Raw genomic sequence first — 14976 nt, 5'->3', positions numbered from 1 at the left:
CTATCAAATCTTTTGAAAAAAGCGTTGTTGTAGCAATTACTTTAGGTCCCAAAAAATTTAATCGACTCTTTCGCTCCGTTCCTATTGAAATTAAAAATGTAAATAAAAAGAATTTTTCTAAACTTCAACTACGCCCGAGCTCCATAGACGTTGAAGTTTCTGGACAAAGAGTTATTCTTAATAAACTTGATCCGTCTGATGTGCGTGTCTTTATCGATGCATCAGACTTAAAACCTGGATGGCACGACAAGCCAATCATTTTAAAAATCCCGGGGAATGTCTCCTTGGTTAAAATGGTTCCAGACTCCATTTCAGTACATCTTAATCCTTGAAGGCATAAATTTTATGGCAAAATATTTCGGAACAGACGGTATTCGCGGCGAAGCGAATTCTGGATTGATGACTCCTGTTAACTTGTTAAAACTTGCTCAATCTTTTGGCGTTACTTTAAAAAGAAGATCAAATCGCCCTAAAGTTCTTTTAGGAAAAGACACCAGAGTTAGCGGTTACTTAATTGAAGGTATCATTGCTTCAGGACTTTGCAGCGTCGGAGTAGACGTTCTTTTTGTTGGCCCCTTACCAACACCAGGAATTGCTTATTTAACAAGAGGAATGCGTGCCGATGCGGGAATTATGATTTCAGCAAGCCATAATCCTTATTATGATAATGGTATTAAATTATTTGATCATAATGGATTTAAATTACCAGATAGCGATGAGTCCTATATTGAACAACTTATGGATAGTCCTGATCTTGAAAAATATTTAGTCAATTCAGAATATATGGGTCGTGCAAAAAGAATTGATGATGCCATTGGACAATATGCTGTATTTTTAAAAGAAAGATTCCCAAAAAATTTAAAATTAGACGGCAAAAAAATTGTTTTAGATTGTGCCCATGGAGCAGGGTACAAAGTAGCTCCAAAAGTTTTTGAAGAATTGGGTGCTGAAGTCATAAGTATACATAATGATCCCAATGGCTTTAATATCAATTTAAATAGTGGCGCTCTCCATCCTCAAATTTTAGCTGAAAAGGTTGTGGAATATAAAGCGGATATTGGCTTTGCTTTAGATGGTGATGCCGACAGATTGATTGTTGTAGATGAAAAAGGAAACATTCTCGATGGAGATCACATTATTGCTATGTGTGCTCTTGAAATGAAATCACAAAACCAATTAAAAAATAATGGTGTTTGTGTTACGATAATGAGCAACAAAGGTTTTGATGTCGCTATGGAAAATGCTGGTATCCATGTTGTTCGAACCAATGTTGGAGATCGTAACGTTATGGAAAGCATGCTCTCAAATGATTTTTATTTAGGTGGCGAACAATCTGGACACCTTATCTTTTTGGACTCAAGCACTACGGGAGACGCTGTTATTGCTTGCTTAAAAGTCCTTGAAATGATGTGCCATACCAAAAAGAAAATTTCAGAACTCACATCTGTTATGAAAAAATTTCCACAAATCACAAAAAATGTAAAAGTGAACAGGAAACCACCATTAGAGACTCTTCACATGACCATATCACTTGTGAGAGAATTTGAGAATGAGCTCGGCTCTTCAGGAAGGGTCTTGTTACGTTATAGCGGCACGGAATCCTTAGCTCGTATTACACTTGAAGGACCTGAACTTAGCCGAATAGAGGTCATGGCAAGTAAAATTGAACAAATCCTCTTAAAAGAGATTGGATAAAAATGACCCAAAGGAATTTTAGCTTAGGTTTCTTTTCTGGCAATATGGATGTGAATCGATACCTACAACTCAAACTCCTTCAATTTATTATTCGCCCTGCCAGCAAGGTAGAAAATCTTGATGTTATAAAATCAACAGAAATAAAAGTTGATAGAACAATATCCAAATGTTTTAAAAGAATCCTTAACGTAACAGGATTTAAATCAAAAGTAATTCCAACAAAGTTTGGACAGTTACATTATTACGATAGCGATCCAAATTCAAATTTAAAACCTCTTATCTTTATCCATGGACTTGGTAGCAGTGCGCAAAGTTGGTGGATTTTAGGAAAAATGTTTGAAAATAAAAGAAGAATTATAATTCCTGATTTATTTCATATGTCTGGTTTTAGCGAAGCAAATAATCCTGTAATGGATTTTTTACAACATGCAGAATCTTTAATTGAATTTATTTCAACGACAACAAATCAATCTGTTGATCTTTGTGGACTTAGCTTAGGCGGCTGGCTTTCTATGTATATTGCTAGCACCAATCCAAAATTAGTAAACAGTCTTATTTTAATGAACCCAGCAGGCCTAAAAATAAATCCCTTTGAATTAAGAGACACTCTTACCTTTTTAAGTTGGAAAAAATTTCAAAAATTATATCCAGGTATTTTAAAAGCGTTTCCTTATACTGGATTCCCATTATTAAGCAAAACAGCAAAACGTTCTTTATTTAGAAATTTAAAAGATGATAGAATTAAAGATCTTTTAAAATTAACCAAAGAAATTCATTTTGTGGACGATAATTTAAAAAACATAAAATGTCCTGTTCTTCTTCTTTGGGGCAAAGAAGACAGATTATTATCAAGTAAAATACCTATTGTTCTTTCTAAGAGTATTAAAAATATCAACGCAAAATGGGTTGAAGGTTGTGCCCATGTTTTAGCCCTAGAAGCTCCTGCAACTTGTTTTCATGAAATAAATGATTTTCTAAATTTAAAATCAATTAAAAATAGTCCATTTACACAATCCGTTTTATCTGCTAGTTTCTCTTATCACACAACACCAATTCAAAACAAAGAGAATGATCATGATTATTGATAAAAATTTCTCTCCCATAATGGAACAAGTTTTTGCAGGACGTGGATTTTCAATAGATGAAGCAGAAGCACTTACACATAGCATGATAGATGGTACCTTATCTGATGTAAGAATTGCCGCTGTTCTTACGGGATTTCGGTTTTTACCCATTTCTGAAGATATCATCATTCGTATCTTAAAAACGATTCAAGAAAAAAACAAAATAATAAAAGATCCTAATTTAAATCATATTGTTGATTGCGCTGGTACAGGCGGAGATCGATTAACAACTCTAAATATATTAACCACAGCCTCCATTGTAGCAGCGGGCGCAGGGGCAAACGTAGCAAAATTTACTGGAGTTAGTATATCAAATAAATCTGCAAGTAGCGATGTATTTCAAATGCTAAATTTGTCCCCAGTTCTAACGGTTGAACAAGCATATGAAAATATAAAAGATTTTAAAATTGCCTTTTTAAGTTCTAAAACTTTTTATCCCACTTTAAAACATTTAATGGATATCAGAAAAACATTAGGATTTAAAACAATTATTGATCTTTTATTTCCTTTAGCAAATCCTGTTCCGTTAACAGGACAATTTATTGGAGTCTATCATAAAGACTGTTTACCACTCTTGATCAATTGTCTTAAAAAATTAAATAAAAAAAGAGGAATGATAGCGCACGGCGAAGATGGCTTAGATGAAATATCTGTTTGTAGTGCCTCCTATATTTCCAAATTAGAAAATGGAAAAATCACTCACGAAGTCATTAAACCAAGCGATTTTGGAATTCAAAATCACAAAATAAAAGATCTCCTTGGCAAAGACATAGAATATAATTCCAAAGTTCTTTTAGATGTCTTAAAAAACCAAGCACATCCCGCAGTAATGGATGCCGTTGCTATAAATACAGCAGCAACACTTTGGTGCGCAGAATTATGTCAAGATTTACAGGAAGGATTAAAATTAGCAAGAAAAGCAATTCAATCTGGAAAAGCACTCCATGTATTTGAAAAATGGAAATCCATTTCACAACAATGAAGAGAAAAATATTTTTTTATGTTTAAACGAAAAAATATATTAGAGTTTTTTTTAAATCAGCAAAAAAAATTAACAGAACTTCAATTAAATGATTGTAATTTGTCTGATAAAAAAAAATTAACAGATAATTATTTTTTAAGAAATCAGATTAAAGTAAATTTCGAACACAAATTAGAACAAATAAATAAAAAAAATAGTTCTCAAACTTCGATCATTCCTCATTATATTTTAGATCCTGAGTTTTGCACCCTCTTTCATTTAAAACAAGAACAACAAGAAAATATTCAAAAAGAAGAGATGTATTGTTTATTTACTTCCCCTTTGCATGAAGAGTGGATTGAAACTATTTCTATTAAATATGAAGACTCTATGATTTTAAGGTCAGGGTTTTTCACTCAAGAATATGAAATATATGATTCTATATTAAATGGATTTGATGGCATGTTTATTTACTGCCAAGGTTTAGATAAATACCAAATACAACTTCTTACTGAAACAGCAAGAGAATATCATTTTACACTTATTTTTATCCTTCATAATAAAAATGAATTAAATACCATTTTAGATACAGACGCACCCTATTTTGCTGTCTCAGGATTTAAAGCAAATAATTTTGATATCGATCTCACTTTATTTATTCAACTAGCAAACCACATCCCTAAAACAGCAAACCTGATGGCATGGGCGCCTAAATTAGATGATAATAAAAAAAAATTACTAGGAAACTTTGGATATAAAGTTGTATTTGAGGTTTGTTAAAAATAACTCATTCTTTTATATCACTTGATGGATAATATTTTCCACCTACGACCGTTCCAATAACTTGAATATCAGCAATCTTTTTTTTATTAAACTTTAAAGGATTATCTTTAAGTATTGTAAAATCGGCTAATTTTCCTGCTTCAATACTACCAATTTTATTATCCATACCAAGAATATATGCAGCATCAATTGTAACCATTTTTAAGGCATGCTCAACAGAAATACTTTCATTTGATGCCAAGGCATTTTTACCTGATTGTCCTAATCGATTTACAGCAATTGACATAGCTAGGAGAGGCTTAGGAGGACCGACTGGGGTATCTGAATGAACGGACATTGGTACTCCTGAATGAATTAAGGATCCCAAACGTGACATCATATTTGCCCTGTCTTTTCCTATCTCTTTCATATACATTTCTCCTCTTAACCAGAGATAATAAATATTAACATTGGCACTGGCGCCTAAATTTTTCATTTTTTTAATTTGATCTGCACGAGATATTCCAAAATGTTCAAAAGTAAAACGATGATCGAAGCGAGGCTTTTCATTTAGCAGTTTTTCTAAAACATCAATTATGGTATCATGACTTTCGGTACCAACGGAATGTACAAAAATTTGAAAACCATTTTTCCACCAAGGAGCCATTTTTTTATACATATCTATAGGTTTTGTATTCCAAATTCCTGAATGTTCTGTTGCATATCCTGGTTTTCCTAATTGCATTGTAAGTCCGTTAAAAGAGTCATCAGAATAGAATTTAACTCCTTTAAAAGTTAAATAATCGTTATTCTTTTTTTGCAATTCCAAAGCATAATTTATAGATTCTTCCACCGAATTATATTTTTCCATAAATTTATCATGATAAGGAATTGCAATTAAACGCATAGGATTATCACTAGTATATACTTTTTTAAATAAATCAACTTCTCGATCGAGATTTACAAGCCCAAGTGCATGTTCTGTTGTTGTTGTAATTCCTGCTTTTCTATTTAAATCTATAAGATAATGAATCGTTTTAATTGCTTCTTTATCATTGCTAGGTTCAATCATTTTACTTATTAAAGGCTGTAAAGCTTTTCCAGCAGCATCCACTCCTAAAAATTGACCATTAGGTACATTTGTTAGGTTATTTAATTTCAAAAAGGATTCATTTCCATATGCAAAATGTTCAGAAGCGTCCCAAACAAGGATCGGTCTTGTTGTTAAATTATTTTTTTTTGTAACACTATTTATATAATTTTTAAATTTTTGTGTGGTTAAATGTCCTAATGCAGGAACATCCCAGCCCCACACTAATAATGTTTCTTTATTGGTCTTATCTTTCTTATCCATATCCATAACAAATTGAGACAATCTATCCATTGCGGCGTCATAAGGTTTTTTCTTTTTTTCATTTACCAACCCCTTAATGTCAGGGCCATAAGGTGTTGGAGTATCAAAATACGCTATATTAGGAAGAGAAAGCATAATTGCACCAGCTAATGCATGTTGATGCGGATCTATAAAACCGGGAACGATAACTTTTTTTTCAAATGTTTTATCAATCATAAATTTATTTTTGGATGTCCAAGGTTCAAGATCTTGTAAGTTTTGACCAACTGAAATTATTTTATCTTTACAGATAGCAACAGTTTTAGCTTCAGGCCATCCTGGATCCATCGTAATAATTTTTCCGCTGTAAATACAATAATTTTTTCATCACATTTAAACTTATCAGTATTTGCATAGGTTTCTATTGTAATTAATGAAGATGAAAATAAAAGAGGGATCAGTATTTTTTTTGACAAAATATTCTCCTAAGAAAAGCTAGTGTATTAAGTTAAATCGAAAAAAATTAAATAATTTGATACTATGATTTGCTGATAAAAATAAAGGAACATTCGATAATTTATATAAATTAAAATTAATAATTTCACAAGAATAATCAAGATATATTTTAATTAAAATACTACCTAACAAATACAAAGATTCCCATTAACAAGAATTTTAAAAAAAACTATATAATAGAAATATTTATTGCATTAAATAAATTTAAGATATTAAAAACGGATAATCCCAAACACAATTGTCTAGTTGATCAGGATGAAGAAGGCTTAAAAGCGTTCCTACAGCACCCTCAATGATTCCAATATTTTTTAAGTCTTGAAGGCAATCTTCCTTTTTTTCTCTTTCTTTAAAAAGTAACGGGCTACTTTGAAAATAAAAATCAAGAATTCTATTTTCTAATTTTTTTTCAAAGATGAGAAAGTTTTCATTTTTTGTATCCACATAAAACCTTTTTGATATTTGAAGTAAACCTGCAAAAACATGGCAAAATGTAGGAGAAAAACAACGCCATTCTTCTTCTGGTCGAGTTTCAATTTCTAAAAACGCTTTAGCTGCTCTCTCTTGTAATTCGATATCGCTTAAAGCTTTTCCTGCTAAATATAAACTTCTTGAAACTCCGGGAACACCATAACACCAAGCCTGTCTACAATGAATATTTTGATTTGAAATAAATTTGTTACTTATTTGTTCTTCTAAACTTATTTTATTTGGCCAATATTCTCCAAATTTATCTTTTAATGTCCATTTTAAAATCCAATTTTTTATACGATAAATTGAATTTTCCATTTCATCTATTTCAATGCCATTTAATTTAGAAATACTCAATGTGGCTAAAATTCCAGATACTCCATGCGATAAGCCAAAGTTAAATGTTCCTTTAAAACTTTCTAAATAAGAAATGCCTTCCTCTTTTGTAAAAAACCATCCCGGAACCATTTCATTTTCATATTGGATATTTGAACTTATTTTAATCATAATTTGAAGACAACTTTTTAAATATTTTTCATGAATTTTATTATTTTTTCGCAATATTAAATAACGAATCACTCCAGATAAGCCCTGAATAACATCATAATCGCTTGGAATAAAAAATATTTTTTCTTCAAATGATTTTAAACTAGAGTCCAAAAAATGAAATAAAATAGAATCTAGTTTTTCTAATAATCCTTGATACTGTTTTCCATTTTCAGAAGAAATCCAAACAACAAAACAAAGACCCGTTATCCCAGTAAAGATAGATATATTTGTATTCAAAGTTTTATTTTGAAACCCTGCAATTGATTTTTCTAAATACAAGTGTAATAATTTTTTATGTTTTTGATTTGAATTTATTAAATTCAATTGTGAATAAAATAATGAAATTGCAGGAAACCCCTCTGCGATTGTTGTCATAAAGGATAATTTTTTTTGCTCATTAGAAGTCATGAAATAATCGTCTAAATATTTTAAATTTTCTAACCGCTCTGCAAATTCTAAAATAATATTGTGAAACATAATATATCTCGCTTTAAAAAAGTTTTGTTTCTATTTTCATCATATGAAATTTTAAACTATGCAAAGTATGAAGCATAAAAGCATTTGATTTTTCTTCATTATCCTTATTCAGCCCTAAAATTCGATTGCATTGCATATGAATCATGCTACCAATAATGGCATTTTTGCTGGTATAAACTTGAGATAAGCTTAAATTTTTTTCCAGAATGTTTGAAAACTTTAATATTTCTTCTTTTCTTTTCGTTATATAAGGACTTAAATCTTTAAATAATTTATCACAATGCCAGATAAAATGATTATCTATAAATAATTTTGTAATTAACTTTCTTTTATCTCTAAATTCATCAATATATTTATCCTTATTTGATATCAAATTTACCCAATTTAATTTCTCTTCAAAATTTAACTGAAAATCATTTAATATTTCTATAGATAAAAAAGCACAAATATAAATTAACGAATAGTCTTTTTCTATAATTTTTTTATTTTTAATTAAAATACAGGCTATCTCACTATCATTCATAAATATTTTTTCAGCAAGAGGCATTAAATCGGGGCCGCCATATCTTTCTATTTCTGGCTCATAGGTTTCAATAGAGCTTGAATTTAGTATCCCTTTTTTCGCAAGAAATTCAAAAATGTAATTAAATTTCATAAGTAAATTAGCATAATCTTTTTTATCTTTTAATAAGACACGAAAACGTACATGCTTTTTGGGATCTTGATAACGGATAAAATACCAAGTTTCAATTTCCATTTCTTTTTTAATTTCATTTATAAATTCATATATATAATTTGAAATAAATTCTTCTTCTCTAGTGTTAGAAATATACATTTTACAATAAAGCCAATCACCACCAGGATAAAAATTGCGACTGTATTTATTTGATTTACATTTTTCTAATATTTCTAAATTATTTTTCTTATTATGAATTGAATAAAATGGAATAACAGCTTCATGATTATATATTTTTTCTTCATTATTTAAATTACAAAATTGTATTTCTAAATTTTCTTGCAAGATTAATTTTTCATTTCGAATAAAATCTTTTTTTAATTCTTGAATATGAAAATCTTTTCTTAAATCTAATAAAATTTTATTATCCGAGTGAATAGCATTTACAAAATCAGGAACTTTCCAGGCTTCTTTCCATAACAAAAAAGTATGTGTAAAGTCTTTTTGAACTTCAAAATCAATTTTAAATTCCTTCAGTGCTAATAAATTAAGTTTCCAAGTTCTTGGTGTTACTATAATATTTTCATACTCAATTCTTGGAATATAAGTAAAATTAGAAAATTCACTTAAAGGAAAATGATTCCAAAAAATTTCTTTTTCATAACTCACTTCTCTCATAAATCTTATTATATTTGGTGCATTTTGAAAATTAAGCATGTGAGATGCAACAAATACAACTTCTTTTTGATATTGAAGAGATTTAAAATAAAGTCTTTTATTATTTGCGCAAACAACAATATCTTCTAAATTCAAATTACATTTGTCACCATCTGCAAAAGAATCTAAATAAATTCGATAACTCCAATAACTTTCTGTCAAAGCGACATTGCTACTTCTAATAGATGTTGGCGAAAAAATAAGCTCACAAAATAAAGTATCAGGATATTTTATTTCCAATTCTCTTATATAATTAGAAATATCAATTTTATTTTGTTCCGAAAACAAATTTGTGAATCTGCCAAAAGTAGAGCATGTTGTAAAAGTGTTTTGTATAGCAGAAAGTGATATTTTATTTCTATTTGCTTCTTTGTCATTGAAAATATTTGCATATATTTCTATAGTGTCTGGTATATTATCTAATTTTTTTTCTTTGATATCTAAACGCTTTAAATCTTGTTCAGATATTTGAATACATTCTGATTGTTTAAAATTACTTTGAGTTATTTTATCAAAAAAATAATTCAAAATCATATCATTTTGAGATTCTTTATTTTTTATTTTACGAAAACTTTTTGGAAATTTATAATTAGCAGGTGCGCCAAGCCCCATATTTTCATCAAGAAGTTCTTTAATACCAACTTCTTGTGCAAATCCGTATTTATTTAAAAACTCACTATGATATTCACGAATTTGCCAAAAACCATTATAATAATTAGAAAATTTCAATAGAAAATTTGTAATTTTTTTCAAATTAAAAACATTTTCATGCTCGATAGTAATTTGTTCTTTTGTTTTCTGAAAAATATCAATTTGAAGAGGATTTTTAACAAAATATAATTTTTGCATTTCAACTATGATATCATTTAGTTCCTCTATTCCTTCACCAATTTTTAATTTTAAATAAGAATTTATTTTTAAACTTAAGTTAACCAAATATTCATAATTGCTTTTTTGTGAAGAAAATAAAGAAACCTTAGATATTAAAGAAGATAAAATATCTGTTTTTCCCATTATAGGTTTAAGTTCTGTTATAATAAACCCATTTTGGATCAATTCTTGAAGAAGTGCATATATTTTATTTTCTTCATTTAATTTAAATTTCTCTTTTATTTTATTTATTAATATGTTAACTTCCATATCATTTTTTAAAATTTCAAATATAAATTGAACCAGAGAAGTACACTTAATCGAAATATCTTCATTTAATTGTGCTTTAGAATTTTCTACATTTGTAATAGTCATAGTATTAGAAGAGTATGGCAAATATGCTCTATCACCATTTATATATGTTGTTTGATTTAATTTTATTTTTAAATTTGGAAGAATAGTAATATTTTCTTCTATATTTTTAATAAATTTATGTATCCATTCCATATCAGGTCGAACGGACTTATAATACAGATTGCTATCGACATTTAAGTTTTGACATTCAGAAAAATAACCCATTTTAATAGAAGCAAAATAGCCGTAAGGTGTAGATCTGGTGCATGCTCTTGAAAAATATTTTAATAGGCCTGCTTTTAATTGTTCCAATTTTCTTGAGTCATTTATTTTTGAATTTTCATAAAAATTAAACTATCAAAAAGAGATTTACTTGAAACTAAAATGGATTCTTTAAATTTTAGATAATAACTTTGTTTTAAAAGATATTCTAAAATATCTTCTTTGCTATTAATATAATCAATAAAGTAATTTATTGGAAAAATAGGATTCCGTAACATAAAAAAAGAGCTAGATTGATACATATTTGATTCCTAATATGATATTATCAAATGGACTGCTTAAATTTAATTTTGAAATGATATGCTATTTAAATAAATTTGTGAATTAAAAATTGAAATAATGATGAATTATATTTTATGGTATAAATTTTATCTATAAATGAGAAAATTCTTTTTGATAATTTAAAAAAATGGTAGTATTTACTATAAAAATTTAAATACCTTCATTTTTTATTATGGACAGAGTATGTATGAATCATATGAAGCAGTAAAAGCATTAGCAACTGAGTCTGGCGCTTCAATTGAAGAAACAGAAAAATCAATATCAAATAGGTCTTCACTGTTATTTTCTGAAATAAATGACATAATGACTCCTTAAAAAATTGGAAATTAAATAAAGATACTATCAATGAATTTTTTATTCTTTAATAGAAAAAAGTCATTGATAATAAAATGTAATCTTTAAAATAATTAATTTGAAGCCAAAAATTTGACGATATATTTTAAAAAATATATTTTCTAAATAAAATTTATTATTTTATTTTCAATATTATTCTTATAAATAAAAAATACATATTTATTAAAAAAATGTATTAAAAATTAGTGATTTTTTTTGAGATATAGTTTCTACTTATGATTATGATAAAAATTTATAATAATTGTTAATTAAATTTTTTTACTTTCCAAATAGAATCCGTGAACATTTTTTTTTCATCTTCAAAATTACGAACAATTGTAAATCCTGCACTTTCTGCAATGTCTAAAATATCTTTATCAGAATATTTAAAAGAATTTTCAACATGAATCGCTTCTCCCATATCAAACTGAAAGGACTCATTTAAAACTTTAAAATAAATTTTTTGAACTTTTTCTGATATTAGAAAACTCTGCATTGCACCTATCATAGGATTGTATGTGCCAAAGTGCGAAAAATTATTTCTAACAAAATTTGCGCCAAGCTCTGTATTCATTCTATCCATTAAATTCAAATTAAATTCTCGAGCCAATCCTGCTAAATCATTATATGCAGCTATTAATTTAGATATTTCTTTTTTCTTATCAAAACCAATAATTAACAAATCTTTACTTGTCATAAGTAAACTTATTTCTTTAAGAAAATTCACAGCTTGATTTGATTCGTAATTGCCAATACTCGATCACAAAAAAAGAAATAAGCGTCCACTATTATTTGTCGAAAATTTAAAGGAACTAAAATCTCCAATGTGGGAACTTAGTTTTAAATTTCGAAATTTACTAAGACGATTTAAGGAATGTTTTATAGCTGAAAGACTAATATCAACAGCCTTATAATTTAAACCTAATGGTCTCCATCTTAGAAATTGTTTCAAAATAATTTCGGCTTTCGATCCATCACCAGGTCCAAACTCTACAATTTCGTCAATTTGCGAAACAAGTTGTTCCAGTTCACAAAATTGAAATTCTAAAATATGTTTTTCCATTCGAGTTAAATAGTATTCTTCTTGTTCCGTTATGAGATCAAATAGAAGACTCCCTTTTTGATCATAAAAATATTTACTAGGAATTTCTTTTAAATTTTTACTTAATCCTTCTTTTACATCTCTTGCAAAATCACATTCCAAAAAATTCTCTGCGTTATTTATTTTCATTTTATATCCTTTGCGAGTCGTAATCCCGTAAAAGCCCATTTTTGAGACGGATAAAAAAAATTGCGATAGCTAGGTCTGAAATGAGATTGAGGAGTAACAATGCTTCCCCCTCTAAGAACAATTTGGTTTACCATAAATTTTTGATTGTATTCTCCAAAAGCTCCTTTTGGGCGCTGATAACCTGGGTAAGGAGAATAAGCACTGTTTGTCCATTCCCATAAATTTCCTGTAAGACCAAAAAAACAATTTGTCGATTTTTTAATAATAGGATGAAAATTTTCGGACTCATAAAAACCACAGGTAGAACTAGAAAAGTATTTACTTTTATAAGAAAGTTCCAACTCAAATTCTGTGGGTAAACGCGCTCCACTCCACTCTGCAAAGGCATCGGCTTCATAATAGTTGATATGACAAACAGGAGCGTCAAGCTCAAGTGGAAAATAACCGTTTAAAGTATATTCAAACCACACACCATCTTTTTTTTTTCCCAATAGAGAGGAGATAAATCTTTAGTAGTATGGATATAATCCCATCCGTCTGATTTCCACAATAAAGGATTCGAGTAACCTCCATAATTTATAAATTCAAGATATTCTCTGTTACTTATAGGCCTTGTTGCAAGAGAATAGGGATATTGAAAATATTTAAACTCGGGAGCTTCGTTATCAAAATAAAATTTGATTTTAGAGTCTGCTCCTATATCGACAATACCGCCTTCAAAATTTAAATATTCGAGAGCAAAACTTTCCGATTTAATAAAAGACTTTTTATTATGATACAATTCACTTGAAAAACATTTACTTAAAATATATTTAATATCCATTAAAAGAAGTTCTTGGTGTTGCTGTTCATGATGAATTCCCAAAATAATATTTGTCTTAACATCATGACTATCTGAAAATAATAAAAGTTGAAAAATGTGATCATCAACGAAACGACGATATTCCATAACTTCACAAAAGTTTGGTCGTAAAATTTGCCCCCGCGTAGACCGAGGCCAATGTGTGCCTTGGCTTTTATAATAGGAATTAAAAGCGAATCGGTAAAAATCATCAATTGGTTTATAATTTTTGAAATAGGGTCTCAAAATAAATTCTTCAAAAAACCAAGAGGTATGTCCAAGATGCCATTTAGGAGGACTTGTAAATTCGATAGGCTGACTCTCAAGGACATCTACAGATAAAGGCTTGCAGATGCTCTCTGAGATCGTGCGTGTCTTTTGATAATATTCTAAAAGTTCATCACTCATGGATTGACCTTACTTTAAAATGAACACCACAGATTTTTTTTTTTATAAATCATACTTTATAAGATGACAATTAAATTTTATATTATTTAAAATTTAAGCTACTCATAATCTTGCAGTGTAAATTTTTATTTTTTGATAATAAGAAAATCAATTTATTTTTAATATTCTATTTCAATCAATAAAATAAAAACCACTTGACATTAATTTACCAACTTCTTTATTAGCATCTTTGCCACCATGTAAAGCATCGAAGTAAAAATAATTATCCTGATTACTAGAATTACACTCATCGATATACTTAAATAAATTTCCAGACTTCAAAGATACATTTAAAAGATCATTAAATTGAAAATTCTCATTTGGAATTTTAAATATATTTTCAGACAAAAATTTATTCATTTAGAATTATCTAATGTAAAAATGTTTTCAAGCAATAATTTTTAGTTATTGTTTCTCTATAATATTCCTTTAGATGTTTTTTTTCTTCTATAATCTCATCCATATCTTTTTTTAAATCAGATATTATATTTTTCCTTTCTTCTTCAGAAATATTTTCTCTAAAATTACTTATCTTATCTTTATTTTTTTTACTGACTATTTTGTTAACCATTGAGAAATATTTTTTATTTATTGTTCGATCTATACTGTCATTAACTGCTTTATATAAATCAAATATTTTTATCATTACGTCTGTTTTATTTTGCTTAAATTCATTGATTTTTTCATTAAATATAACCGAGAAATTTTGATTCTTATTTTGATAAGAGGTGTTATAAAATAAAGGGGTCTTCTAAAAATCGGGGACATTTGAAACTATAAAACTACCCACTCCTTTTATATACAGAGAGTTTAAATTTGCAATGATACTATCTATTGCTTTATCAATATTATCCGTATGCCCAGAATATATAGATGACAAAATATCATTTCCACCAATTGAAACAATAACAATATCATCTATACCAATTTTAGGATGATCCTCCCCTAAGAAAGTAGACACCCAGATCCGAAAAAAACTTATAGGAAAGAGGTGTTGAAATGGTGTTAACCAAAAGAAGGTATACAAGCGAATTCAAGCAAGGGGCGATTGAGCTTAC

The 14976-nt window shown here is 28.4% G+C and carries 15 protein-coding genes and 1 pseudogene; 6 read left to right on the top strand and 10 right to left on the bottom strand.

The window, feature by feature from the left end:
* The 5 genes from ACIQ56_RS07575 to ACIQ56_RS07555 form a co-directional block, all read left to right on the top strand.
* The coding region (locus tag ACIQ56_RS07575) for a CdaR family protein (RefSeq protein WP_397600464.1) at positions 1 to 332 on the top strand (332 nt) is incomplete at its 5' end.
* A gap of 13 nt (positions 333 to 345) precedes the next feature.
* Positions 346 to 1695 (top strand): phosphoglucosamine mutase, encoded by a 1350-nt coding sequence (glmM, locus tag ACIQ56_RS07570; protein ID WP_397600463.1) that lies wholly within the window; start codon positions 346 to 348, stop codon positions 1693 to 1695.
* 2 nt (positions 1696 to 1697) lie between these two features.
* Positions 1698 to 2780, top strand: coding sequence for an alpha/beta fold hydrolase (locus ACIQ56_RS07565; RefSeq protein WP_397600462.1), 1083 nt, complete (start codon positions 1698 to 1700; stop codon positions 2778 to 2780).
* Positions 2770 to 3801 carry an anthranilate phosphoribosyltransferase gene (trpD, locus tag ACIQ56_RS07560; protein ID WP_397600461.1) on the top strand — a complete coding sequence of 344 codons (1032 nt, stop codon included), beginning with the start codon at positions 2770 to 2772 and terminating at the stop codon, positions 3799 to 3801. Before ACIQ56_RS07565 ends, trpD begins: the two co-directional genes overlap by 11 nt.
* Before the next feature lie 18 nt (positions 3802 to 3819).
* Positions 3820 to 4560: a hypothetical protein gene (locus tag ACIQ56_RS07555; RefSeq protein WP_397600460.1), complete on the top strand. Its 741-nt coding sequence runs from the start codon at positions 3820 to 3822 to the stop codon at positions 4558 to 4560.
* Positions 4561 to 4567: 7 nt separating this feature from the next.
* On the opposite strand, the gene ACIQ56_RS07550 is transcribed toward ACIQ56_RS07555, so the two are convergent.
* From ACIQ56_RS07550 to ACIQ56_RS07535, 4 genes are all read right to left on the bottom strand, one after another.
* Positions 4568 to 6223, bottom strand: a complete 1656-nt coding sequence (locus ACIQ56_RS07550; RefSeq protein WP_397600459.1) for an amidohydrolase — start codon at positions 6221 to 6223, stop codon at positions 4568 to 4570.
* A gap of 372 nt (positions 6224 to 6595) precedes the next feature.
* Positions 6596 to 7885: a lanthionine synthetase C family protein gene (locus ACIQ56_RS07545; protein WP_397600458.1), complete on the bottom strand. Its 1290-nt coding sequence runs from the start codon at positions 7883 to 7885 to the stop codon at positions 6596 to 6598.
* 13 nt (positions 7886 to 7898) lie between these two features.
* Positions 7899 to 10832 (bottom strand): lantibiotic dehydratase, encoded by a 2934-nt coding sequence (locus tag ACIQ56_RS07540; protein ID WP_397600465.1) that lies wholly within the window; start codon positions 10830 to 10832, stop codon positions 7899 to 7901.
* Positions 10829 to 11026 carry a hypothetical protein gene (locus ACIQ56_RS07535; RefSeq protein WP_397600457.1) on the bottom strand — a complete coding sequence of 66 codons (198 nt, stop codon included), beginning with the start codon at positions 11024 to 11026 and terminating at the stop codon, positions 10829 to 10831. Before ACIQ56_RS07535 ends, ACIQ56_RS07540 begins: the two co-directional genes overlap by 4 nt.
* Positions 11027 to 11249: 223 nt before the next feature.
* Here ACIQ56_RS07535 and ACIQ56_RS07530 point away from each other — a divergent pair, with 223 nt between their 5' ends.
* A complete protein-coding gene (locus ACIQ56_RS07530; RefSeq protein ID WP_397600456.1) occupies positions 11250 to 11381 on the top strand; it encodes a hypothetical protein in 132 nt (43 codons plus the stop codon).
* Between the two features lie 283 nt (positions 11382 to 11664).
* Here the strand turns inward: ACIQ56_RS07530 and ACIQ56_RS07525 are convergent.
* The 6 genes and pseudogenes from ACIQ56_RS07525 to ACIQ56_RS07500 form a co-directional block, all read right to left on the bottom strand.
* Positions 11665 to 12630: pseudogene (locus tag ACIQ56_RS07525) on the bottom strand (L-histidine N(alpha)-methyltransferase).
* A complete protein-coding gene (locus tag ACIQ56_RS07520) occupies positions 12627 to 13100 on the bottom strand; it encodes an SUMF1/EgtB/PvdO family nonheme iron enzyme (RefSeq protein ID WP_397600455.1) in 474 nt (157 codons plus the stop codon). Before ACIQ56_RS07520 ends, ACIQ56_RS07525 begins: the two are co-directional and overlap by 4 nt.
* On the bottom strand, positions 13079 to 13879 hold the full coding sequence (locus tag ACIQ56_RS07515; protein ID WP_397600454.1) for a hypothetical protein: 801 nt from the start codon (positions 13877 to 13879) through the stop codon (positions 13079 to 13081). The genes ACIQ56_RS07520 and ACIQ56_RS07515 overlap by 22 nt, the downstream gene beginning before the upstream one ends.
* Positions 13880 to 14050: 171 nt before the next feature.
* The gene (locus tag ACIQ56_RS07510; RefSeq protein WP_397600453.1) at positions 14051 to 14278 is read right to left on the bottom strand and encodes a hypothetical protein; all 228 of its coding nucleotides are present in this window, start codon (positions 14276 to 14278) and stop codon (positions 14051 to 14053) included.
* 10 nt (positions 14279 to 14288) lie between these two features.
* Positions 14289 to 14564: a hypothetical protein gene (locus ACIQ56_RS07505; RefSeq protein ID WP_397600452.1), complete on the bottom strand. Its 276-nt coding sequence runs from the start codon at positions 14562 to 14564 to the stop codon at positions 14289 to 14291.
* A gap of 105 nt (positions 14565 to 14669) precedes the next feature.
* On the bottom strand, positions 14670 to 14879 hold the full coding sequence (locus ACIQ56_RS07500) for an SGNH/GDSL hydrolase family protein (protein ID WP_397600451.1): 210 nt from the start codon (positions 14877 to 14879) through the stop codon (positions 14670 to 14672).
* Positions 14880 to 14976: the final 97 nt, after the last annotated feature.

The sequence above is a fragment of the Silvanigrella sp. genome (assembly GCF_044369315.1).
Taxonomy (GTDB): Bacteria; Bdellovibrionota_B; Oligoflexia; order Silvanigrellales; family Silvanigrellaceae; genus Silvanigrella.
Note: the sequence above shows the minus strand (reverse complement) of the source record. Positions and strands in the feature narration are given on the sequence as shown.